The sequence below is a fragment of the Paenibacillus sp. MMO-58 genome, from assembly GCF_037146255.1.
In the GTDB taxonomy this organism is placed as follows: Bacteria; Bacillota; Bacilli; order Paenibacillales; family Paenibacillaceae; genus Pristimantibacillus.
On sequence record NZ_JBBCVY010000007.1, the window covers coordinates 111,115 to 131,655 of the forward strand.

At 53.2% G+C, this 20,541-nt stretch carries 21 protein-coding genes; 8 read left to right on the forward strand and 13 right to left on the reverse strand.

Going from position 1 to position 20,541, the window contains the following annotated elements; all coding sequences use genetic code 11:
* Positions 1-82 precede the first annotated feature (82 nt).
* The 3 genes from WFJ73_RS20750 to WFJ73_RS20760 all read right to left on the reverse strand — a co-directional run bounded on the left by WFJ73_RS20750 (position 83) and on the right by WFJ73_RS20760 (position 1,608).
* Positions 83-313 (reverse strand): cold-shock protein, encoded by a 231-nt coding sequence (locus WFJ73_RS20750; protein WP_336774855.1) that lies wholly within the window; start codon positions 311-313, stop codon positions 83-85.
* Between the two features lie 202 nt (positions 314-515).
* Positions 516-851, reverse strand: a complete 336-nt coding sequence (locus WFJ73_RS20755; protein WP_336774856.1) for a hypothetical protein — start codon at positions 849-851, stop codon at positions 516-518.
* Positions 852-909: 58 nt separating this feature from the next.
* Complete coding sequence (locus tag WFJ73_RS20760; protein ID WP_336774857.1) at positions 910-1,608, reverse strand: pirin family protein; 699 nt, start codon at positions 1,606-1,608, stop codon at positions 910-912.
* Positions 1,609-1,799: 191 nt separating this feature from the next.
* On the opposite strand from WFJ73_RS20760, the gene WFJ73_RS20765 reads away from it, so the two are divergent.
* Entirely contained in the window at positions 1,800-1,976 is a 177-nt protein-coding gene (locus WFJ73_RS20765) for a hypothetical protein (RefSeq protein WP_336774858.1), read from the forward strand.
* 132 nt (positions 1,977-2,108) lie between these two features.
* On the opposite strand, the gene yidC is transcribed toward WFJ73_RS20765, so the two are convergent.
* Together yidC and WFJ73_RS20775 are read right to left on the reverse strand one after the other, a co-directional pair.
* Entirely contained in the window at positions 2,109-2,927 is an 819-nt protein-coding gene (yidC, locus tag WFJ73_RS20770) for a membrane protein insertase YidC (RefSeq protein WP_336774859.1), read from the reverse strand.
* Positions 2,893-3,222: a hypothetical protein gene (locus tag WFJ73_RS20775; protein WP_336774860.1), complete on the reverse strand. Its 330-nt coding sequence runs from the start codon at positions 3,220-3,222 to the stop codon at positions 2,893-2,895. The genes yidC and WFJ73_RS20775 overlap by 35 nt, the downstream gene beginning before the upstream one ends.
* 373 nt (positions 3,223-3,595) lie before the next feature.
* On the opposite strand from WFJ73_RS20775, the gene WFJ73_RS20780 reads away from it, so the two are divergent.
* On the forward strand, positions 3,596-5,689 hold the full coding sequence (locus WFJ73_RS20780) for a multicopper oxidase family protein (protein WP_336774861.1): 2,094 nt from the start codon (positions 3,596-3,598) through the stop codon (positions 5,687-5,689).
* Between the two features lie 55 nt (positions 5,690-5,744).
* Here WFJ73_RS20780 and WFJ73_RS20785 read toward each other — a convergent pair whose 3' ends face one another.
* Positions 5,745-6,629 (reverse strand): LysR family transcriptional regulator, encoded by an 885-nt coding sequence (locus tag WFJ73_RS20785; RefSeq protein ID WP_336774862.1) that lies wholly within the window; start codon positions 6,627-6,629, stop codon positions 5,745-5,747.
* A gap of 131 nt (positions 6,630-6,760) precedes the next feature.
* Between WFJ73_RS20785 and dapA the strand changes: the two genes are divergently transcribed.
* Positions 6,761-7,633, forward strand: a complete 873-nt coding sequence (dapA, locus tag WFJ73_RS20790; RefSeq protein ID WP_336774863.1) for a 4-hydroxy-tetrahydrodipicolinate synthase — start codon at positions 6,761-6,763, stop codon at positions 7,631-7,633.
* Between the two features lie 3 nt (positions 7,634-7,636).
* Here dapA and WFJ73_RS20795 read toward each other — a convergent pair whose 3' ends face one another.
* The gene (locus tag WFJ73_RS20795; protein WP_336774864.1) at positions 7,637-8,050 is read right to left on the reverse strand and encodes a glycosyltransferase; all 414 of its coding nucleotides are present in this window, start codon (positions 8,048-8,050) and stop codon (positions 7,637-7,639) included.
* Between the two features lie 212 nt (positions 8,051-8,262).
* Here WFJ73_RS20795 and WFJ73_RS20800 point away from each other — a divergent pair, with 212 nt between their 5' ends.
* The 3 genes from WFJ73_RS20800 to WFJ73_RS20810 all read left to right on the forward strand — a co-directional run bounded on the left by WFJ73_RS20800 (position 8,263) and on the right by WFJ73_RS20810 (position 10,539).
* Positions 8,263-9,237, forward strand: coding sequence for an aldo/keto reductase (locus WFJ73_RS20800; protein ID WP_336774865.1), 975 nt, complete (start codon positions 8,263-8,265; stop codon positions 9,235-9,237).
* A 97-nt stretch (positions 9,238-9,334) separates the two neighbouring features.
* Positions 9,335-9,904, forward strand: coding sequence for a TetR/AcrR family transcriptional regulator (locus tag WFJ73_RS20805; protein WP_336774866.1), 570 nt, complete (start codon positions 9,335-9,337; stop codon positions 9,902-9,904).
* A gap of 92 nt (positions 9,905-9,996) precedes the next feature.
* On the forward strand, positions 9,997-10,539 hold the full coding sequence (locus tag WFJ73_RS20810) for an NAD(P)H-dependent oxidoreductase (RefSeq protein ID WP_336774867.1): 543 nt from the start codon (positions 9,997-9,999) through the stop codon (positions 10,537-10,539).
* Positions 10,540-10,711: 172 nt separating this feature from the next.
* On the opposite strand, the gene WFJ73_RS20815 is transcribed toward WFJ73_RS20810, so the two are convergent.
* Positions 10,712-11,608, reverse strand: coding sequence for a LysR family transcriptional regulator (locus WFJ73_RS20815; RefSeq protein ID WP_336774868.1), 897 nt, complete (start codon positions 11,606-11,608; stop codon positions 10,712-10,714).
* Positions 11,609-11,734: 126 nt separating this feature from the next.
* Here WFJ73_RS20815 and WFJ73_RS20820 point away from each other — a divergent pair, with 126 nt between their 5' ends.
* On the forward strand, positions 11,735-12,784 hold the full coding sequence (locus tag WFJ73_RS20820; RefSeq protein ID WP_336774869.1) for a YeiH family protein: 1,050 nt from the start codon (positions 11,735-11,737) through the stop codon (positions 12,782-12,784).
* Positions 12,785-12,830: 46 nt separating this feature from the next.
* Here WFJ73_RS20820 and WFJ73_RS20825 read toward each other — a convergent pair whose 3' ends face one another.
* The 5 genes from WFJ73_RS20825 to WFJ73_RS20845 form a co-directional block, all read right to left on the reverse strand.
* Complete coding sequence (locus WFJ73_RS20825; RefSeq protein ID WP_336774870.1) at positions 12,831-14,801, reverse strand: translation factor GTPase family protein; 1,971 nt, start codon at positions 14,799-14,801, stop codon at positions 12,831-12,833.
* 136 nt (positions 14,802-14,937) lie between these two features.
* A complete protein-coding gene (locus tag WFJ73_RS20830; protein ID WP_336774871.1) occupies positions 14,938-16,098 on the reverse strand; it encodes a glycoside hydrolase family 172 protein in 1,161 nt (386 codons plus the stop codon).
* Between the two features lie 75 nt (positions 16,099-16,173).
* On the reverse strand, positions 16,174-18,414 hold the full coding sequence (locus tag WFJ73_RS20835; protein ID WP_442955979.1) for a bifunctional 2',3'-cyclic-nucleotide 2'-phosphodiesterase/3'-nucleotidase: 2,241 nt from the start codon (positions 18,412-18,414) through the stop codon (positions 16,174-16,176).
* Positions 18,415-18,683: 269 nt separating this feature from the next.
* A complete protein-coding gene (map, locus tag WFJ73_RS20840; RefSeq protein ID WP_336774872.1) occupies positions 18,684-19,430 on the reverse strand; it encodes a type I methionyl aminopeptidase in 747 nt (248 codons plus the stop codon).
* A gap of 154 nt (positions 19,431-19,584) precedes the next feature.
* Complete coding sequence (locus WFJ73_RS20845; RefSeq protein ID WP_336774873.1) at positions 19,585-19,788, reverse strand: hypothetical protein; 204 nt, start codon at positions 19,786-19,788, stop codon at positions 19,585-19,587.
* A 207-nt stretch (positions 19,789-19,995) separates the two neighbouring features.
* On the opposite strand from WFJ73_RS20845, the gene WFJ73_RS20850 reads away from it, so the two are divergent.
* Positions 19,996-20,499: a hypothetical protein gene (locus tag WFJ73_RS20850; RefSeq protein ID WP_336774874.1), complete on the forward strand. Its 504-nt coding sequence runs from the start codon at positions 19,996-19,998 to the stop codon at positions 20,497-20,499.
* Positions 20,500-20,541: the final 42 nt, after the last annotated feature.

A 20,541-nucleotide genomic window follows, 5' to 3' on the forward strand; every position in this document is an offset into this window, starting at 1 on the left:
ACAATTCTAATGACGATTCCCATCCCTGTCAAGGAAACAAAAAAAGAGGATGCCCCCATGGGCACCCTCTTGCGCGATCCAACTATTCGGCCGTATTAACGACAGCACTCAGCTTAACGGAATCATTCAAATTCACGATCAAAGGAAGCATCCGCTCCCCGCTGATCATAGGAGATTGGCACAACACGCAGGTCGGCGTCTGGTCAAAAGAGAAGTTGGCCCGCATCCAGCCATTGCAGTCCTCGCTTGCGCATGACCAAACTTTCGTGATGACCTCCGGAATATCTTCCTGAATTTTTTTTCTGTTATACATAGGTATGTATGCCTCCTTCTACAGGTTAATCTGGTACGGACTCCATAACCTCCGTCACTTTAGAGTGCCTATAACCGCCGATTTCATACATAAAATTTGTAAGCGGCAGAGCAGGCGCAAAAAAAAACTCCCCCGCCTCCGTCAGGAAGCGAAAGAGCTTGAACTATGTAGGGTTAGAACGCCGTTTTCCCTGGCACTACATTTATAGCTTATAGCCGAATTCATTCGGGATATATTCAATGCAGGAAACCGCCGCAAACGTCAGCTTTTCCCCTGCCGCATCGTATTTAACCGTATCGGCCGCAACCGAATACCAGATCTTCAGCGTTGGGCGACCGTCGTCGTAAGTCCGGAAAATAAAAACATTCAGCTCCTGCTTCCACTTCAGGATCTCTTCTATTCCGGCATGCTTTGGCGTATGCACGTCGAATTGCCACTGCCCCGCTTCATGCGTCACCTCGTAAGACACCGATTGCTTGGATGAATCCACAAAAGTCCTGCCGCCTACGGCGTGTTTGATGAGTAACTGTTCTTTCATGGTTGAACCCTCCTAAAAAGCATATAGCTCTCTTTCAGCCACATTTCGCAAGCATGCCTTACGGCAGATCAATCAACATCACAAAGGCGGATTCTTCGGCGGACAACACAAAATCGGGCTCGAATTCCGCGCGAATCGAATCTTTGGGTCCCATCGCAATGCCATTTACGTTCAGATTTCCTTCCAGCACCATAACAAAAGCGCGGCGTCCGGTTTTCTGATTGAAAAAGATCCTTCTGCCCGGCTGCAGCCGGCCCAGATAGATCGTCAAATCCTGATTGATGCTTGCCGTATCCCCTGCGCCATCCGGCGTCACAACCGGCAACAGCGCATTCTGCAGCTTCGCTTCATCGTAGCTCGCCATTTCGTAGGAGGGAGCGAGCCCCCGTTCTTTCGGCATAAACCACAATTGCAGGAAGGTGCCTTCCTCTGTATCTGAATCGTTGTATTCCGCGTGAATAATTCCCGTTCCCGCCGACATGCGCTGAACTTCGCCAGCCGATGTTACTTCGATATTGCCAAGGTTATCTTCATGCTTCAGTCTTCCCGTCAACGGAATCGTCACGATCTCCATCTCGCTGTGCGGATGCGCGCCAAAGCCGCGCCCCGGTGCGATCGTATCATCGTTTAATACGCGCATGACGCCAAAGCTCGAGTTGTCGGGATCGAAGTACTCCCCAAACGAGAAGCTCATCGCGCTGCGGAGCCATCCCAAATCGACAGAATGGCGGGCACTTGCCGGAAAATGTTTCATCATCGAAAAAACGCCTCCTTTTTCAATCAATATTCCGAGCCATATCCTCCTTTTATTGTAACCTCGGGCAGACAGGTATACCAAAAAAATATACCGGACGGGCTCGTGCAAAGATCTTATGTAATCGTAATGGTATGTGAAAATATAGGGCAAGCTAACGGCAGGAGCTAAAAAAAAGGGAGTGTGAACGGGCGATGGCGGGCAAGGATGATCTCGTTACGGAGAGAGATATCGATCCGAAATTCGGCTTATTTACAGAGGAGATGCCGCAAATCGTCTTGCCGGATGCAACAAGTAAACTGATCGATAGGTATCCGAAAAAGGGCGCAACGGCGCCGCCTCCCAGCGGACCGGCTGACGGCTCGCGGTAAGGAGCTATATCAAGTATAACATTTACGGAGTGAGGTAAACAGCCCCTTACGGCGAAATACCGTCAAATACGGGAAAATAAAAGGACGCATCGGCCTGTACAAACAGGCCATGCGTCCTTCTGCTTTATCTCATTATTTTGCCGAAACAGCCGGTGTATCGTTGGCCCCCGCTGCTGGCAGCGTCGGGTAAAGCTTCTTCGACACAAGCGTCTGGATAATCATAAACGTTCCCCCGACAACCCAGTACAGCGGCACCGCAGCCGGAGCGCTGAAGGAGAAAATCCCCATCATGACCGGCGAGAGCAAGCCAAGCATCGCCATTTGCTTCTGCTGGGCAGAGTCCACGCCAATCTGCGATACGCGGAACTGCACGTAATAAATCGCTGCAGCTAGGAACGGCAGAATATGATCCGGCGTGCCGAGTTGGAACCATAGGAACGAATGCTGGGCAAGCTCCGGCGTCATCTTGATCGCATAATAGAGGCCTGTCAGGATCGGCATCTGAATCAGCATGGGCAGACAGCCAATCGCCATCGGATTAAACTGATGCTTGCTGTAGAGTTCCATGGTTTCTTTTTGCAGCTTGGCCTGGTTCTCAGGCGTCTTCTCTTTGTACTTTTCTTTCAGCTTGTTCAGCTCCGGCTGAATAACGCTCATCTTCTGCTTCATGCCTTGCTGGCCTTTATACTGCCGCAGCATGAGAGGCAAGAGGACGACCCGCACGAGCAGCGTCATCACGATAACGGCCATGCCGTAGCTGTCGCCAAAGAAAGAAGCAATGTGCTGAATCAGATAGGAGAACGGGAAAACGACATAGTGGTTAAAAAAGCCCGGCGTGTCGGAATCAATCGTTCCTTTTGCGCCGCAGCCGCTGACGATCACAAGAATCGCGATGGCTGCGAGAATTCTGTATTTTTTAGTAAAAGCGGTGAATGCATTGTTTTTGCTCATAATAGCCTCCTCGTTTGTGTGCGTGCTCTGTAATCTCCACAAACGAAGCGCGACAATCCGCTAATTCACCATCCGGTGCTTCTTTACGCTTAATCCTTCGGGCCAGCCAATGCTGGATCCTCTCCAGCCTGCTGATGACCACGACAATCGGAACAATCGGCTCCCATACAACCCGCTTCTGCAAGGTATTAAACTCCGCGTCAACGCTCTGATGGGCGAAATACGCCAGATAAGCCATCGAACATAAAATACTGATCGAGAAAAAATACGGGATTAAATCCTGCAGCTCTAACAATGCATTCACCTCCTTAAAAGAATTGATGATTAGTTAGCGGCTATCATATGCCGCTTATAAGCAATCTTACTTCGTAAGCATTAGCTAAAGAATTGATGATTAGTTAGCGGCTAACTTATGCCGCTTGTAAACAATTCTTACTTCGTAAGCATTTAGCTAGAGATCTCCAATACGGCTACAGCCGGCAAACGTTTCTTCTCCCGGCCCAAAGTCCAGTTCGAATCCATTCTCAGGACGGTTAAGGCGGTTATCCGCCCGCGCTACAATGAACTATGACTATATTATCACATCGCGGACAGGATAGCTTCCCTGGCTTCTTGGAATCCGATGTACTATTTTCCGCGGCAATGTCCGGGACGGAGGAATCGATTGTATGTACTTTGCAGCTATTAGCGTGGCAAGGGGCTTCCTGCTTCTTACCCTGCTGCTCGCCTGGATTGCCGGCAACAAGGCGTCCGCCCTGCTATTCAGCGGATCAGAGGCGAATTTGAACCGAAAAGCACGTAAATTAATAACCTGGGCCGTCTTCTTGTCCATCTCCTCCGCGGGTGTTCTTGCAGGCATCATCTGGCTTATGGCGGTTACGGATTCCGTCTTCTGGCTGGACCGCCTGCTCGTCCCGCCCCTCCTTATTGTTCCGATGCTGATGATATGGCTTGGCGCGCTGCCCCGCCTTCGCCGCATTCGTCAGGCGACCATGCGCAAGTCGGATGCGCCGCTTGATGTCAGACTGCTGAGCCGAGCTTCGCAGCCCGCGCTTGTTGCGCCTTACCAATTCGTAGCGCTTGGCTCTCTGACCGGCATGTATTGGACGTTTACGACCTCGATTCCGTTTGACGTCATGAACGGAACAATCCCGCTGGTACTGCTTCTTATCGCCGGCATGGTCCTATGGCTGACCCATCTTAACCGCAGTTCAAGAGTCAGCCTGACGGGAACAAAGCCGGTTAACCGTCCCCTGATGCGGTTCCTGCGCAGGATGGCCGTATTGGCGGTTGTCCTGGCAATAGGCAGCATCCCGTTCTACAGCGGACTAAAGGCCAGCAAGCTGCCCGGAATGATCTCCATGACGGAAGGTCCGATGGACAATGGAACGGGTACGGCTCTTGCCCATAATCATCACGGCACTGCCGTTACCGCTTCGTCTGAACCCGTGAAGGAGATCTCAGTCGGCAGCCTGACAGGTCCGGCGGAAGGAAAAGCCGATGTATCTTTTACGCTGACTGCCGAGAAGAAGATCATTGCGCTGGCTTCCGGAAGAACGGTAGAGGCCTGGACCTATAACGGTCAAACTCCCGGACCGGAGCTCCGCTTCAAGAAGGGACAGCTGGTCGAGGTCAAGCTGATTAACAAAGATATCGAAGAAGGCGTAACGCTGCACTGGCATGGCCTTGATGTTCCCAATGCGGAGGACGGCGTAGCCGGAGCAACGCAAAATGCCGTCATGCCCGGCGAGACCTATACGTACCGGTTCGTAGCCAATCAGGTTGGAACCTTCTGGTACCATTCCCATCAGGATTCGCAGGAAGCCGTTGAAAAAGGGCTGTTTGGCCCGCTGGTGGTAGAGCCGGAGGAAGGAATACCACCCCATACGAAGGATATCACGGTGATGACCCATATCTGGGATCACCAAGGCGTTGCCATTGGAGATAACGAAGGCATCCAGCATGCGAAGATCGCGCCGGGAACTCAAGTACGTCTTCGCCTTATCAATACGGATGACTGGGTACGGCAGTCCTACGTGCTGCTCGGAGCCCCTTTTCAAGTAGCGGCCATTGACGGGACGGAGCTTCACGAACCGCAGGATCTGAATAAGATCAGACTTGATCTGATTACGGGCGGCCGATACGACGTGACCTTCACCATGCCGGACACGCATGTTACCTTAAACGTGGGGTTAGGCGGTAAGCTAGGCATCGTGATGAGTCCGGACGGACAAGGCGATTTGCCTAAGCAAATCGCTAACCTGCCAATCTTTGATCCTACCCATTACGGGACGCCGGCTGCAACGCCTTTTGACGCAAACAGCCATTTCGACCGCGAATTTACGATGGTGCTGGATAACCAGCTTGGGTTCTTTAACGGCAAACTCGCGCTAAATTATACGATTAACGGCAAAGTTTTCCCGGATACGCCAATGTTTATGGTCCGCGAAGGCGAGCTTGTGAAAACAACGATTATTAACCGCGGCGCCGTTGAGCATCCGATGCATCTTCACGGGCATCATATGCTGGTTCTTTCACGGAACGGCGAAGCCGTAGACGGCAGCCCTTGGTGGACCGATACGCTTGATGCGGCTCCGGGAGATGTCTACGAAGTTGCCTTTGTTGCCGATAACCCGGGACTGTGGATGGACCACTGCCATAATCTCGCCCATGCGGCGGCAGGCATGACGATGCATTTGATGTACGAAGGCATAACATCGCCGTATACGGTTGGCGAGGCTGCGCATAATCATCCGGAATAAAAAAAAATAAGAAAGACGCGAGGCTGCTCCTGTGGAGGAACAGCCTCGCGTCCTTTTATTTATGATCTTCCCCTTCGCTGAGCAGAGCGATAAACGCCTGAAGCGGCTGGGACATCCATTTGCGGGGATGAATCAAATACTGCAGGTCAAAGCGGATTTCCGGATGGGAGAACGGGAGAGCGGCTATTCGTCCCTGCCGAATATCTTCCGCGACTACCATGCGGGGCAGCAGCGCGAGGCCTAGACCGTTCACGACGCATTGCTTCACCGCCTCCGGATTGCCTAGCTCGAACAAGGCGGTAAAGGCGATCCCGCTCTCCCGCAGCACCTTCTCGAACATGCCGCGGTACACGCAGGTTTCCTCCGACATGATGAGCTCTATGCCGCTCAAATCTTGCAGCTCAATCCGGGGACGGCCGGCAAGCGGATGATCTGCCGGCGCAGCCAGTACCAGCGGCTCTTCCCGCAGCGGCCGGCATTCCAGCGACGCATCGGCCGGCTTGGCGTCAAGCAGCAGCCCGATATCGTATTCGCCGTCCTTCACCTTGCTGATAATGTGCGATTCGCGGTCCGGCTGAAGCTGGATGGTCAGCTCGGGGAACAGCTGGCGCAGCTTCTGCAGGTAAGGAGGCAGAAAGTAAGCCGCCAGCGAATCGATTGCGCCGATCACAAGCGTACCTCCCGCGTAACCCGCGACCTTTTCCTTCGATTGCTCGTACAGCTCCAGCATCTGAACGGCGAGCGCAAACAGCTTCTCGCCGGGCGGCGTCAGGCGCATCTGCCTGCCGTACCGCTCCAGTAGCGGCGCTCCGTATTCTTTCTCCAGCTTCTGAATCTGAATGGTTACGCTGGACTGCGCATAACCAAGCTCTTCCGCGGCGCGTGTAATACTCCGCCTTCTCGCTACCTCGCAAAAGGTCTGCAAATAAACCAGCTCCATGCTCCCACCTCGGCTTTTGCCTAATTATTAAAATTATTGATGCTAATCATGAATCATTATAGATAACTGTAATACTTCAGCCATGCTACAGTAAAGACAGAATTCATAATTACAAACGGGAGGCGCTGGAAATGCTAACGGAACAAGGTCTGAAAGGAATTTACGTACCGGTGGTAACGCCTATGGAGGTTGGCGGAGAAGTGGATACCCGATCATTCGAATCCTATGTGAAGCAGCTGGTTGAGGATGGCGTGAACGGGATCGTGGTAAACGGAACAACGGGGGAATCCCCGACGGTCACGCTGGAGGAAATGGCGGCTCTTACGGCAGCCGCACGCTTGGTCTGCGGGCCTGCGAACCGGCCGGTCATTGTTGGGACGGGAACGAACGATACGACTTCCACCGTGCGGAGAACCGCATTTGCCGGGGAGCTTGGCGCGGATGCCGCCCTTGTTGTTGTGCCCTATTACAGCCGTCCTTCCCGGGAGGGCATCATCGAGCACTACAGACAGGCAGCAAGCACGGGCCTGCCGATCGTCGCTTATGAGATTCCTTCGCGCACTGGAATACGCCTTGCTCCGGATACGGTCCGCGCCATTCTGGACCTGGACGGCGTTATCGGAATCAAAGACAGCTCCGGCGGAATCGAGCTGATGATTGAGCTTGCAAGCAGCGGTGATCACAAGCCGGTATTATGCGGAGAAGATCTTTACTTCCACGCTATGCTCTGCTGCGGCGCAGCCGGCGGCATGCTCGCATCCGCTAGCGTCCGGACAACGGCTTTCGTAGAGGTGTATGAGCAGCTCATGCAAGGCCAGCTTGAAGCAAGCAGGCAGTCCTTCGGCGCTCTGCTTCCTTTGATCCGTCTGCTGTTCCGGGAGCCAAATCCCGCTCCGTTAAAATATCTTCTTGCGCGGCGAGGCAGCATAGCCTCGGAGCATATCCGTCTGCCGCTTACTCCGGTCTCGGAGAAGCTGCGGCAGCAGCTGAATGCCTGGCTGTAGCCTCTAGCCGGCCGGAATAGCCTCCCACAGCGGGGAATGAGTAAAGCCTTCCATCGACCGGATCGTATAGGCCGGATGCGGGCTTGCCAGCTCGGCCATGTCTGCTTTACGGTCTACCGGCTTCACTTCCATAATGGCGATTCCCGAGCCTACCGCATGGTCAATGCCTGCCGCGATCGCGGCAGCATGGCCGCAGCGGGCCGACAAATAGATAACTCTCACCCGGATATCCGCCGCGCAAAAGACGCGCAGCATATCAGCCGAACGGTCTGTGCTGTAATTATCGACAAAAATAAATTCGTAGCTGGCGGCGGCAGGCTTCATGATTTGCTTCAGGCGCTTATAGGCGCCAAACAGCGATTCCTCGTCATTGCAGACCGGCACGATAATCGAGTAGGTAACTGGCAGACGCGTCATTTTCCCCATCCCCTTCGGACAAAATGTTGCTCTATACTGCTACTATAATCGATACAGCTTAAATTCCCCTTAATTTAAGTATAAGTAAACGCTTTACTTTTATGTCAAATATAGCACGACAAGCCTGATTCGCATATAGCTTGTAATGCCCACATTTTGCTATACTAACTGCAACATTATTTTTGATCCAAGAAAAGGGGATGACCTTAACGATGTTATACAACCGGCTGGGAGGAAGCGGACTGAAGGTATCCGCGCTAGGCCTCGGTACGAACTCCTTTGGTTCGCGGGCAGACGAAGCCGCTTCGGCGCGCATTTTACACGCGGCCATCGACCACGGAATCAATTTTATCGATACGGCTAATATTTACTCGGCAACGGCTTCGGAATCCATCATCGGCGCAGCGCTTGCGGGCAGACGCCATGAGGTTGTATTGGCAACCAAAGCCGGGCTCGTTAGAGGAGAAGGTCCCAATGCGAAAGGCTCCTCCCGCTACCATCTGATGCTGGAGCTGGAAGACAGCCTGAAACGGCTCAAGACCGACTACGTTGACCTGTATCAAATTCACACCTTTGACCCGGAGACACCCCTAGAGGAAACGCTGCGGGCGCTCGAGGATATGATCCGGTCCGGCAAAGTCCGGTATATCGGCGCCTCCAACTATGCCGCTTGGGAGCTGATGAAGGCTCTTGGACTTAGCGACCGCCTTGGCCTGAACCGGTTCGTCTCCATTCAGACAAGCTATTCGCTGGCTGACCGGACTCCGGAGCGCGAGCTTGTGCCCCTATGCCTCGATCAAGGCGTAGGCATTATTCCTTACTTCCCGCTGGCAGGCGGGATCCTTACCGGCAAATACCGCGCGGGCGAAGAAGCCCCTGCCGGTTCGCGCGCTGCGACCAACCCGGGCTTCACCCGTTTCTTCGGCGAGAACAATCTTGCGCTCGGAAGCCAGGTCAGCGAGCTGGCGGGTAAGCTTGGCTGCTCCGCAAGCGTCTTGTCCCTGGCTTGGCTGATGAAGCAGCCTGCCGTTTCCACCGTTATCGTTGGCGCTACCAGCACGGAGCAGCTGGAGCATAATCTAGGCAGCGTGGAGCTCCCGCTTGATGCGGCGCTACTAGACGAGCTGGATGCTTTAAGCCGTTCATTCCGTAATGGCGAACCTTTTGCGCTATACCGTTTGCCTTAGGCAAACGGATTCGCATCGGCAGGCATAGGACATCCTTCAAATGTTTGGATGAAACAGGATATTGACTTTTATACCTACTGAAAGGTAGAATGCGTACATGAACAGTAACAAAAACACGGCTGATTTGATCCTTGATACCGCCCAAGCGCTTGTGCAGGAAGTCGGATTTAACGGCTTCAGCTATGCTCACATTGCTGAAAAGGTTGGTATCCGCACAGCAAGCATCCATTACCATTTTCCGAATAAGGAGGATCTAGGGGAAGCGTTAATTACCCGGTATCATAAGGGATTCCTGGCTACCGTGGCTCAAATTGACGCCGATACGCAGAACAATCTGGACAAGATACGCAAATACGTCAATATCTTCAGCATCCCGGTCGATAGTTATTGCACGTGCCTGAGCGTAATGCTCTCTTCGGATCTGGCTACCCTTTCGGAGAAGGTTGGGGCAAAGCTGGCAGATTTCTTTACCGCCAACTTATCGTGGGTGGAGCGCGTTCTGGAGGAAGGACGCCGTGAAGGGGAATTACGTTTTGAAGGCGCGGCAAGCTTGCAGGCACATATCGTTTTGGCCTCGCTTCAAGGGGCTCAGCTGCTGGCAAGAAGCTTTCGGGATGTAAACCGGTTTACGATTATTGCCGATGGAGTCATATCCGCTTTAACTTAACGGGCAAAGCGGATATTTTTTCACCACTTAATCTACCTTTTAGTAGATAGACAAAAGCTCTTAAACCAACAAACGAATGGAGAGAAAATCAAATGAAAACACTCGTTATCGTAGCGCATCCTAACTTGGAAGCATCCAACTGGAACAAAGCATGGGTCGAGGAGCTGAGGAAACAAGGCGACATCACGATTCACGATCTTTACAAGGAATATCCGACCGAAAACATCGACGTTCAGCGCGAGCAGCAGCTTGTGGAAGCGCATGACCGCATCATTTTCCAATACCCGCTTTACTGGTACAGCACGCCGCCGCTTCTTAAAAGATGGTTCGATTCCGTACTGCAGTACAATTGGGCTTACGGTCCGGAAGCTACCGCAACAAAAGGCAAAGAAATCGGGGCCGCGATCTCGACTTACGGCACGACGGATTCGTATCAGCCAACCGGTTCCAACGGCTTTACGCTGGAGCAAATATTGGCGCCGCTTCAAGCGAGCGCGCGTTTCATCAGCGCCGTCTACCTTCCGCATTTCACGGTGAACGATACATCCGATGTAACGCCTGAGCGTCTGGCTCAAAGCAGTAAAGCCTACGTCGAGCACCTTAGAACGGTTAAACCGCTGGCGGTGGCCAAATGAAACCTTTGTCGTTATTGAAGAAGTCGATACCGATAATTGGGGCTGGGGCGGTCTGCCGGCTCTGGAGTATCGCCGCAAGGTAGCGGCGGAGAAGGCTGCTTCTGAAGGTTGAGATTCATACCGCAGGCTGTTCACCTCACATCTAATGACGAGGCGAACAGCCTTCTTTCTTTTATGCCTGCTCCGGCCAGCCCTTTCGCTCCCGCAAAATCCCGATAAACACCTCGGCCGCCTTCGTATGCTGCTGATGCAACCCGGTTAGAAGCGAGAAATCGCGTTCCACCGGCCTGCCGCCAACGGTCAGCTTGCTGATGGTGCCAAGCACGATCTCTTTGCGCACCGCCCAATGGGACAATAACGAGACGCCAAGGCCCGCTTCGACGGACTCCTTAATAATCTGAGTGCTGCCAAATACCATGCGGTTCTCCGGATTCAGCCCCTGCTCGAGGAACATCCGCTCGGTCACCTCCCGTGTCCCCGAGCCCTCTTCCCTAACGATCCAGGTCTCCTGCTGAAGCCTTATGGCATCAATATCGTCAGCCGAGCCAAAGGGATGGGACGAAGCCGTCACCACGTACATCCGATCCTTGGCCAAAGACTCGGCGTACAGCTTCCCATGCTCCAGCTCGCCTTCGACAATGCCGATATCCAGCTGCCCTTCGGCAACTAGCGAGCTAATTTCCTTTGTGTTGCCGATTGTAATGGTCGGCTTAATGAGCGGGTAGTGCAGCTGCAAATAAGCGATGGCATGAGGCAGCACGTATTCCCCAAACGTATAGCTGGCGCCAATGGACAGCAAGCCGCTGGCGTTATGCATCAGATCGTCTACCAGCCGCTGCATGCGGGTATACAATCCCTCTATTTCTTTGCCATGCTTGTACACAATCTCCCCTGCTTTGCTTAACCGGACATGCTTGTTGCTGCGGTCGAGCAGCTTGGTTCCGATGTTGTTCTCCAGCGCTTGAATATGCTGGCTGACGGCCGGCTGGGTCATATGAAGCGCCTCTGCGGCACGCGTAAAATGACGCATCTCCGCAACCGTCATAAACACAAGTAACGACTGATCCACGCTTTCAATCAACCTCCATCATAAGTAATTTATTATTATAATGATTATAACTATTTATTTTTCTTATCGTAAAGATCTGGTTAAACTAAACTCATCAACCAACAACAAACGTCGAGGTGACGACAGATGAGTACGTTAACCCATTCTACCTTTACTCCCAAAAATAAACGTTTCCTCCAGCCGCTGAACTGGCTGTGCGGCCTGCTGCTGACGGCCGCGGTTGCAACAGCCGCCTATGAGCTGGCCCGCCTGCCGGGACTTGATCGTCTCGGTCAGATGGCCCTGGCGCTGACTGGCACCATTATCGCCCGGCAATTTCTAGGTTACCCGGAGAGACTCCGGGCAGGCATTCAATTCGCTTCGAAGCATCTCCTTCGGCTCGCAATTGTATTATGCGGACTACGGCTGAATATCAGTCTGCTGCTCCATCAAGGTCCAGCCCTCCTGCTGCAGGGTGCCGTTACGATCATTCTTGCGATCAGCCTGACCCTTGGCATCGCCCGTCTGCTGAAGGCCGATGCTCCGTTGTCCCTGCTCCTTGGCATCGGCACCGGCATATGCGGAGCGGCGGCTATTGCTGCCGTATCCCCCATTGTGAAAGCCCGCGATGAAGACACCGCGGTCAGCGCCGGTCTGATCGCCTTGATCGGCACGGCCGCTGCAATCGGCTATACCGTACTTCAGCCTCTGCTTCCGCTTACAGCCGGACAATACGGAGTATGGAGCGGCCTTACGCTTCATGAAATCGCCCATGTCCCCCTGGCTGCTGCCGCAGCAGGTCAGGACGCCGTTAACGCCGGTCTGCTTGCGAAGCTAAGCCGGGTGCTGCTGCTCGTACCGGTCAGCTTTATTCTGATGCTGATCATGAAGCGCAAGAACAGGAGCAATAACGCCTCCGGAACAACCATTGCCTTCCCGTGGTTCCTGCTTGGCTTCGCGGCTATGAGTCTCTTCGGAAGCCTGACGCCCGGCACACCGCTTGAGCTGCCGGCTCATATATCCGATCAGCTGCTGAAAGCCCCGTCTTTCCTGCTTGCGATGGCTATGGTTGGTCTTGGGCTAAACGTGGATTTGCGCTCCCTGAAAGACAAAGCGCTGCGCCCGCTTGCCGCGATGGCAGCCGCTACCGTGCTGCTCTCGGCTGCGACTTACCTGCTTGTCTACTATGTTTATTGAAAAAGAAGCTGACCGCCCCCTTGTAACGGGAAGCGGCCAGCTTTTCTTATCCTTGCAGCGCCTTGCGGACGCTTAATATATATTTGGACTGGTCCAGCGGATTCACGCCGCGGCGCGTCCGTTCCGCCGTTACATCCGGAGGGCATTCTTCATAACCGGCGAAGAAGGTCGCCATCGTGCCGCGCCCCTTCGTGAGCGAGTTCAGCTCCATCGAGTATTCCAGCGACGTTGCCGCCGGCACGCGCCCTTCGATAAGAAGCCGATCGCCCTGCAGCGTTGGCGCCTCGAACGTGCCCCGCATCAGGACAATATCATTCATGACGCGGCCTCCGTTCTCCTCCGGTACAACGATTCGGAACTGGAGCACCGGCTCAAGCAGCTTTGTGCCTACCGAATCCAGTCCGTTCATAATAGCCATTGGCGTCGCCACGACAAAATCAAGCGGATGCGTGTGCCACACATGATGCTGGCCTTCGATCAGCGTAACTTTAAGGTCAACGACCTCCCAGCCCTTCAGCCCTTGCTGCAGCGCCTCCGGCACGCGTCTTGCCACCTCGTTCTGGTATTGCGGAAGCAAATCCTCCGAGCGGACAAACGCTTCGTATTGCAGACCGCTCCCGCGCTCGCCCGGTTCAATGCGGAACCGGAGGATTGCCCAGCACGGCTTCGGCATCAGATACGCGATATAGCCCTCGCCCGGCCGGGTTGGCGTCTCCTTGTAAATGACGGAAGGCTGGCCGAAGCTCACCTGCAGACCATACCGGTTCTCCAGCACGTTTGTCAGAATCTCGAGCTGAATCGGCCCCATCACCTTCACGTGCAGCTCCCGCTCGTCCTGCAGCCACTGCACATCCAGCAGCGGATCCTCGTCAGACAGCTCCTGAAGCGCCGCGACAACGGCGGGATACTGCTGCTGATCAGCCCAATGCGCCTGCACCGTAAGCAGCGGCACCGCAAGCCGCACTTCCTCCGGCACGGCATCGGGAACGCCGATAATATCCCCGATCCGCACATGCGACATGCCGCATACGGCTGCAATATCGCCCGCTTCCAGCATGCCTAGGTCCTCCGATCGGCTACCCTCTACCTTGCGGATTTGCGTAACCTTTTCCTCGATATTCTGCGTATGATTCCGGATCACGTCCCGGTTACGCATCGTTCCTTCGTACAGCCGGACAAACGCCATGCGCCCCATCGTCTTGTCGCGTTCAATCTTGAACACAATACCCGACAGCGGCACTTCCCGGTTCCCGCCTGGCTCAGGCAAATAATCGATGACGGCATCCATCAGCTCGCTTATGCCAATTCCTCTGCCGGACGCGCCGTACAACACCGGGAACAGCTCCGCTCGCTTCGTCATTCCGCAAGCGTGGCTTTTCCAATCCCCAGCTTCGCCGCTTATATATTGCTGAAGCAGCTCCTCATTTCGTTCCGCAACCGCTTCCACTAATGCGGTTCTTGCTTCCTCGTCGGCATCCGTTCCCCACAAATCCGCAGAGCCCGCGAACTGCTGCTCGCTTCCGATCGGATGCTGCACCTCTATGAAATCCGGCGTCAGATAGCTGCGGATATCCCGCAGTACCGCTTTACGGTCAGCGCCGATCCTGTCCATTTTATTGATATATATAATCGTTGGGATACCCAGCTTGCGCAGCGCGCTCCAGATCATCTCCGTCTGCGCCTGCACGCCTTCCACCGCGGATACGATCAGCACGGCGCCGTCCATCACCCGAAGCGAACGCTCGACCTCCGACAGGAAATCGACATGCCCCGGCGTATCCACTAGATTAATCGTTGTATCCCGCCATACGAAGGATGTCGTTGCCGCCCGTACCGAGATGCCCCGCTCCTTCTCCACATCCAGCCAATCCGTTAATGCCGTCCCCGCGTCTACGCTGCCAAGCGCACGCGTCCGTCCGCTGACGAACAGCATATGCTCGGTTGTTGTTGTTTTCCCCGCATCCACATGCGCGAAGATGCCTACGTTGCGCCGTCCGGCGCTGCTTGTGCCTGTCATTGCCCTGGTTCTCCATTTCTGCCGCAGCCTGCGGCATGCTGTACCTGCTTCTTCCTACAGACTAACGCAACCTGAACGGATGGACAATACCAAAAAAACAACCCATCCACGGATAAGCCGTTCCTTTATAAAAAAATTAAAATGTCCGGTAGAACCTTCTCGCGCTGTCCTTCTCGGCAAGCGGCAGGCGAAGCTCTACGGGCAGCATTTCCGGGAAAGCCTTATGCGGCTCGCGCTGATACCAATACGCAACGGACGAATAGTCATTGGCCTGACAATTGCCATGCCCGTGTTCGATGCTGAAGCGGATGGATTTTCTGAAAATAATCGGATCGGTTATATGATAGCGGTATTGCGTCATTTTGCCGGAATAATCGTTAAACGAGATCGTATTGCTCTCCTTCCACGCATCGCCGTTCTCTCGAATGGGCGCATAGAGCGATAATCCATGGTAAGGTGCGTAGTATTGACCCGACGGATAACCCCAAGCGGCGCAAAAATAATCCTCCGTCCCCGTGCCATGCAGGCGCGGCGGCCACGGTTCTCCGTCAATAAAGAACATGTCATCCCCTTCGCCCGGCCAGCTGAAGCCCGGAACAGGGTTGATGTGATCAATGCTCAGGTTGCAGCCTACGTAATGGCCTTCGCCTTCGGCATCCAGCAGGACGTAGTTCTCGTCGCCCGTCAGATTCTTAATCTCGCTCACCTTATCGTCTTGCGCGTAATTCGGTTTATGCTGCTGATCCTGCTCCGCCTTAAGCTGGTCAAGATCCGCCGTACCCTTGGTAGGATTCTCCCTTCTCCAAGAGGCATGGAAATAGAAGCTGTCCTCGGACACCGGCTGCTTCATGTAGTCCACATAGAAGTAGAGCACCATATCGTTCTCGCATTCGTTTACGATCTCGATCCGCGCGCTTTGGCGGAAGGGCATTTCGAAGAAGCAGTTCATGGCCGCTTTATTCTCCACCACGCCTTGGGTCGTAATCATGTTAAGCGGCATGGACACATAGTGGCTGGCCACGCCATGCCCAACCCCAAAGAAATCGCCAACTGGGGAATCCACGCTCGGTTCGGCCTCCCCATCCCAATACATGCGGATCAGCACTTTACGGAACGCGTATTTGTCCCGGGTCCCAATCGTCATCCAGATATGCTTGATAATGCCGGAGTCTTCAATATCGGAGATAACCGCCGCCGTTCCGGCTTTAATCTCCATAAAATCCCGATTGCCGCCGGTTTTGTCCCAACTGGAATCCCGATGAGAAGTCCCTTCCTTGCGCAGATACAATTCGTGCATCCTAATCGCTCCTTTTAAGCAGATAAATGAAAGATGACTCCCGAACATATTCGGGAGTCATCTTGGATTCACCTCTTATTTGCCGGCTGGAATAAGCAGCTTCTGGCCGACGTAAATCCGATTCGGATTTTTCAGCTTATTGTATTTAGCAAGCTGCTGCCAGGTCGTGCCGTATTGGCGAGCAATTCCCCATAATGTATCGCCCTTCTTCACGGTGTAGACGATATCGGCAGGAGCCTCCGGCTTCGGATCAGGCTTTGGATCAGGCTTCGCCGGCGGTTCCGGCTTCACGGGCGGCTTTGGATCGGGCTTCGCCGGCGGCTCGGGAACGGTTGTTGCCGGTGCCGCCGCAAAGCTCAGCTTGAACTCCGAATAGCCGTCTTCCGTTGGACCTACGTAAGAAAGCGATTTGACCGCTTCCGCCGCAGCTTTCGCATCCGGCGAGGTCTTAAAGGCTACATTCACCTTGTCATTGATCGGCGCAAGCGACCAGTTGCCGTCTGCTGTCGGGTTAATGGTCTTGAACGAGCGAATATAATCAATGATGACCTGGCGGTTCTCGTCCGGCGAAGCCAGTATAATCCGCTTACCGTCCGGATTCGCGAACTTGCTCGACGAAGCGCGATAGTTGTTTGATGCAACTACGAATTTCTTCGCCGAATCGATTGGTTTCCCCTCGTATTTCAGGTTCACAATCCGGCTGGACTTCGCGTTTAATACCGTACCGTCAGCTTTATATTTCGCGGGCTTTGATACATCGATCTGATAAGTCACCCCGTCTATAACGTCAAAGTTATAAGTAGGGAAATCATAGTTGATTAGCTCCTGCTTCTCCGTCGAAGCCGGGTCAATCGTATTGAACTGGCCTGCCGACCATTCCAGCCATTCCTTTAGCTCTGCTCCGGTTACGAGTACGGCATTCACCGTGTTGGAGTACAAATACAGGTCGGCTACATTCTTAATCGCGATGCTGCCCGCCGGAATGTTGGTGTAATAAGCAGGACCTTGCCGTCCGCCAGCCTTAAACGGCGCCCCTGCCGACAAGACAGGAATCCCTTCGTAATCGGTACCTTGAAGCTGTTTCTCCACGTACCATTTCTGCGCATTGGTCACGATCTGAATGGACGGGTCATCCTGCACCAGCGCAAAGAAGCTGTTAATCGGCGCCGTGGTTGTGCCAACCGGTCCACGCACATAATCCAGCGTATGCTGATGATCCTCGGCTACCGCATCCAGAACCTCCTGATCCGCATCAACCAGCGGCTTCTTGTTCACCGTATCGAAGATCGGCTTCACCGATGTTTTCGAATCCGCAACGGTCCATTTGCCGTCCGCAAGCTGCAGCGTCAGGTCAATAATGCCAAGATTATTGCCCCAGAAGCCCGGTTCTACAGCCGGCACTCCGTTAATTGTCCCTTTTGTCAGGTCAACGCCCGTCTTGCCTTCAAACGACTTGTCCGGAAACACTTTATGTGCATGGCCGAACAGAATCGCGTTAATATCCTTCACCTTGCTTAAGTAGAGCACCGAATTTTCCATTTGTTCCGTCTGCGGAATATCCTCAAAGCCGGAATGCGGAATCGCGATAATAATATCGGCTCCTTTGGCTTTCATCTCCGGCACGAATTTCTCGGCGGTCTTCACGATATCCTTCGTAATAACCTTGCCTTCCAGCTTGGCTTTATCCCACTGCAGAATCTGCGGAGGCACAAAACCGATAACGCCAACCTTCAGCTTATGAACGGCGCCGGCCTCGTCCTTCACTTCCTTGTCGAGAATAAGATAAGGGGTAAAATAGTTCTTGTCGTTGGACTCGTCTTTATCGCCGTCATCGACATAAACATTCGCATTTACATAAGGAAAGTCCGCTCCGCCAAGCGACGTCTTCAGGAAATCAAGCCCATAGTTGAACTCATGGTTCCCGATATTCCCCGCATCATAATCAAGCAGATTTAGCGCCTTATACACCGGATGCGTCTCTCCCTGCTTGAGTGGGTCCACCGTCGCTACATAATCGCCAAGCGGGTTGCCCTGAATCAGGTCCCCGTTGTCGAACAGGAGACTGTTCGCCGCTTCTTCCCGCGCCTGCTTGATCAGGGTCGCCGTCTTGGCAAAGCCGTACTCGTCGGTAGGCTTGTCCGCAAAATAATCGTAGTTCACGATGTTTACGTGCAGATCCGTAGTCTCCATAATCCTCAGCTCTACCGTCGTGCCGCCATCGGCCGCAGACGTTACCGCGGAAAACGGCAAGACCGTTAAGCCGGCTGCTACAACGGCCGAGAGTGTCCGCTTCCATGTTGATTTACTTGACTTCACCAAAACAAAATCCTCCCTATCTATCCCTATTTGTCGATGCTCACCTTACACAGAGATGTAATAACAGGATGACGACGGCATCATTTTCCTCATTTTAGGGGAAGTAATCTGAATTGTCACGCAATTATTTTGTAATTTTATTACTAATTATGTAAGGTTTTCTTTCGTTCAGTAAGGGTCATGAACAGATGTAAAAAAAGAGGATACCGGCTGAAGGCGTTAGCCATTCAACCCGTATCCCCTTATTCACACCATTCACACCTTCTAGCTTATTGCTCGGTCAGAATAACCGGACCGTTCGCCGTAATCGCAATCGTATGCTCATACTGGGCGGACAGCTTGCCGTCTCTTGTACGCGCCGTCCAGCCGTCCGAGTCGATCTTCATTTGGTAGGTTCCCACATTCAGCATCGGCTCAATGGTGAAGACCATCCCTTCCTTAATCCGCGGACCTTTATTTGGCGGCCCGTAATGCGGCACCTGCGGATCCTCGTGCATCTCTTGCCCGATGCCATGACCGATGAAATCGCGGACAACCGAGAAGCCTTCCGCTTCGGCATAAGCCTGGATCGCATGGGATACATCCCCGATCCGATTGCCGGCAACGGCTTTCTCGATCCCTTTATAAAGAGATTCTTTGGTCACGCGCAGCAAACGGTCCGCTTCTTCGGAAACATTGCCTACCGGGTAGGACCATGCGGAGTCTGCCAGCCAGCCGTTCAGGTTAACGACCATATCGATCGTTACGATGTCGCCGTCCTTCAGCTTCTCCTTCTTCGGAAAGCCGTGGCAGATAACATCGTTGATCGATGCGCAGGTTGCGTACTGATAGCCTTTATAGCCCTTCTGCTCCGGTGTCGCGCCGTATTGCTTCATCAGCTTCTCGGCGAATTGATCAATCTCGTGCGTCGTAATGCCCGGTGCGATTAACTTCGCGATTTGTCTATGGATTTCGGCCAAAATCTTGCCGGCTTCATGCATGCGGTTGATTTCCGCTTCCGTCTTAATAATAATCATGTGTGCTTCTCCCTTATATGGTGTTCAATAATGAGCATACCAAAGCGACAAGCTTACATGCAAATACTATATCTCGTACGCAAACGAAAATAACCCCCTCCGGGTCGCGGAGGGGGTTATTGAATAACCGCTATATTTTATAAAATGACCGTAATCATTGTTCTTCTGCTTCGTCATCGGATGCTTCTTCAGCATCAGTCTCTTCTTCTTCGGAAATAGCAGCCTCTTCTTCGGCTACTGCCGCTTCTTCTTCAGCTGCTTCAACCGCCTCTTCCTCGGCAGCCGCTACAACCTCTTCAGCGGATTCTTCAACAGCTTCTTCAGCTGCTGCTTGAACGACTTCTTCTTCATGGCTCATCGTAATCACCTCCTGTTTCTTTATACCTTAATTGTAGCGTTTTCATAGAATCCTACAAGAGGTGTAAAATGTCGTAATCTGTGAGATTATGACTAATACGACGAATTTTTTACAGGACTGGACTTTAGTCGGGTTCCGGTTGTAGCCTAAAGAATGAGGACTTCCAAAAACCCGCATGATATGCTGTACCTAAAGGAGATGAGCGCAATGAATAAAAGGACCATTCTTGGCCCTGTATTTATTCTTCTCGGAGCATACTTACTGTTGAATAAGGGAATGCATTTCGGACCGGGTAACCTGTTCGGCTACTTCTGGCCAAGCTTGTTCGTAATCCCGCTTGGTTTGTTCTTCCACTGGCTTTATTTTTCCATGACGGGGAGAAAAGGGATCGGCGTCCTGATCCCGGGCGGTATCCTGCTGGTGTCCGGCGTGACGTCGCAGATCGCCATGCTCTTCAATAACTGGGAGTATATGTGGCCCGGCTTTATCGTCGCGGTTGCAGCCGGCCTCTTCGAATTCTACTGGTTCGGCAACCGCAACAAGTGGCTGCTGATTCCGATCAACATCCTGCTCGTACTGGGACTGTTGTTTTTCGCCGTGTTCTCGCTTGGAACATTCCTCAATCAAGTAGAGGTTGTACGTCCGTTCCTTGCTATCGCGCTGATCATTATAGGGGCAGCCGCCCTGGTTATGCGCCGCAAAGAGAATTAGTCCGTTTTTGCTTCAAAAACAGAAAGAGCAGCCTCAGGTTGG

Excerpts from the sequence above, each read along its gene's own strand:
- WFJ73_RS20795 (WP_336774864.1), bottom strand. The coding sequence starts at position 8,050 with ATGACGCGTCTGCCAGTTACCTACTCGATTATCGTGCCGGTCTGCAAT.
- WFJ73_RS20765 (WP_336774858.1), top strand. The coding sequence starts at position 1,800 with ATGGCGGGCAAGGATGATCTCGTTACGGAGAGAGATATCGATCCGAAA.
- WFJ73_RS20805 (WP_336774866.1), top strand. The coding sequence starts at position 9,335 with ATGAACAGTAACAAAAACACGGCTGATTTGATCCTTGATACCGCCCAA.
- WFJ73_RS20845 (WP_336774873.1), bottom strand. The coding sequence starts at position 19,788 with ATGAGCCATGAAGAAGAAGTCGTTCAAGCAGCAGCTGAAGAAGCTGTT.
- WFJ73_RS20810 (WP_336774867.1), top strand. The coding sequence starts at position 9,997 with ATGAAAACACTCGTTATCGTAGCGCATCCTAACTTGGAAGCATCCAAC.
- map (WP_336774872.1), bottom strand. The coding sequence starts at position 19,430 with ATGATTATTATTAAGACGGAAGCGGAAATCAACCGCATGCATGAAGCC.
- yidC (WP_336774859.1), bottom strand. The coding sequence starts at position 2,927 with ATGAGCAAAAACAATGCATTCACCGCTTTTACTAAAAAATACAGAATT.
- WFJ73_RS20755 (WP_336774856.1), bottom strand. The coding sequence starts at position 851 with ATGAAAGAACAGTTACTCATCAAACACGCCGTAGGCGGCAGGACTTTT.
- WFJ73_RS20780 (WP_336774861.1), top strand. The coding sequence starts at position 3,596 with ATGTACTTTGCAGCTATTAGCGTGGCAAGGGGCTTCCTGCTTCTTACC.
- WFJ73_RS20750 (WP_336774855.1), bottom strand. The coding sequence starts at position 313 with ATGTATAACAGAAAAAAAATTCAGGAAGATATTCCGGAGGTCATCACG.
- WFJ73_RS20820 (WP_336774869.1), top strand. The coding sequence starts at position 11,735 with ATGAGTACGTTAACCCATTCTACCTTTACTCCCAAAAATAAACGTTTC.
- WFJ73_RS20800 (WP_336774865.1), top strand. The coding sequence starts at position 8,263 with ATGTTATACAACCGGCTGGGAGGAAGCGGACTGAAGGTATCCGCGCTA.
- WFJ73_RS20760 (WP_336774857.1), bottom strand. The coding sequence starts at position 1,608 with ATGATGAAACATTTTCCGGCAAGTGCCCGCCATTCTGTCGATTTGGGA.
- WFJ73_RS20830 (WP_336774871.1), bottom strand. The coding sequence starts at position 16,098 with ATGCACGAATTGTATCTGCGCAAGGAAGGGACTTCTCATCGGGATTCC.
- WFJ73_RS20785 (WP_336774862.1), bottom strand. The coding sequence starts at position 6,629 with ATGGAGCTGGTTTATTTGCAGACCTTTTGCGAGGTAGCGAGAAGGCGG.
- WFJ73_RS20850 (WP_336774874.1), top strand. The coding sequence starts at position 19,996 with ATGAATAAAAGGACCATTCTTGGCCCTGTATTTATTCTTCTCGGAGCA.
- dapA (WP_336774863.1), top strand. The coding sequence starts at position 6,761 with ATGCTAACGGAACAAGGTCTGAAAGGAATTTACGTACCGGTGGTAACG.
- WFJ73_RS20825 (WP_336774870.1), bottom strand. The coding sequence starts at position 14,801 with ATGACAGGCACAAGCAGCGCCGGACGGCGCAACGTAGGCATCTTCGCG.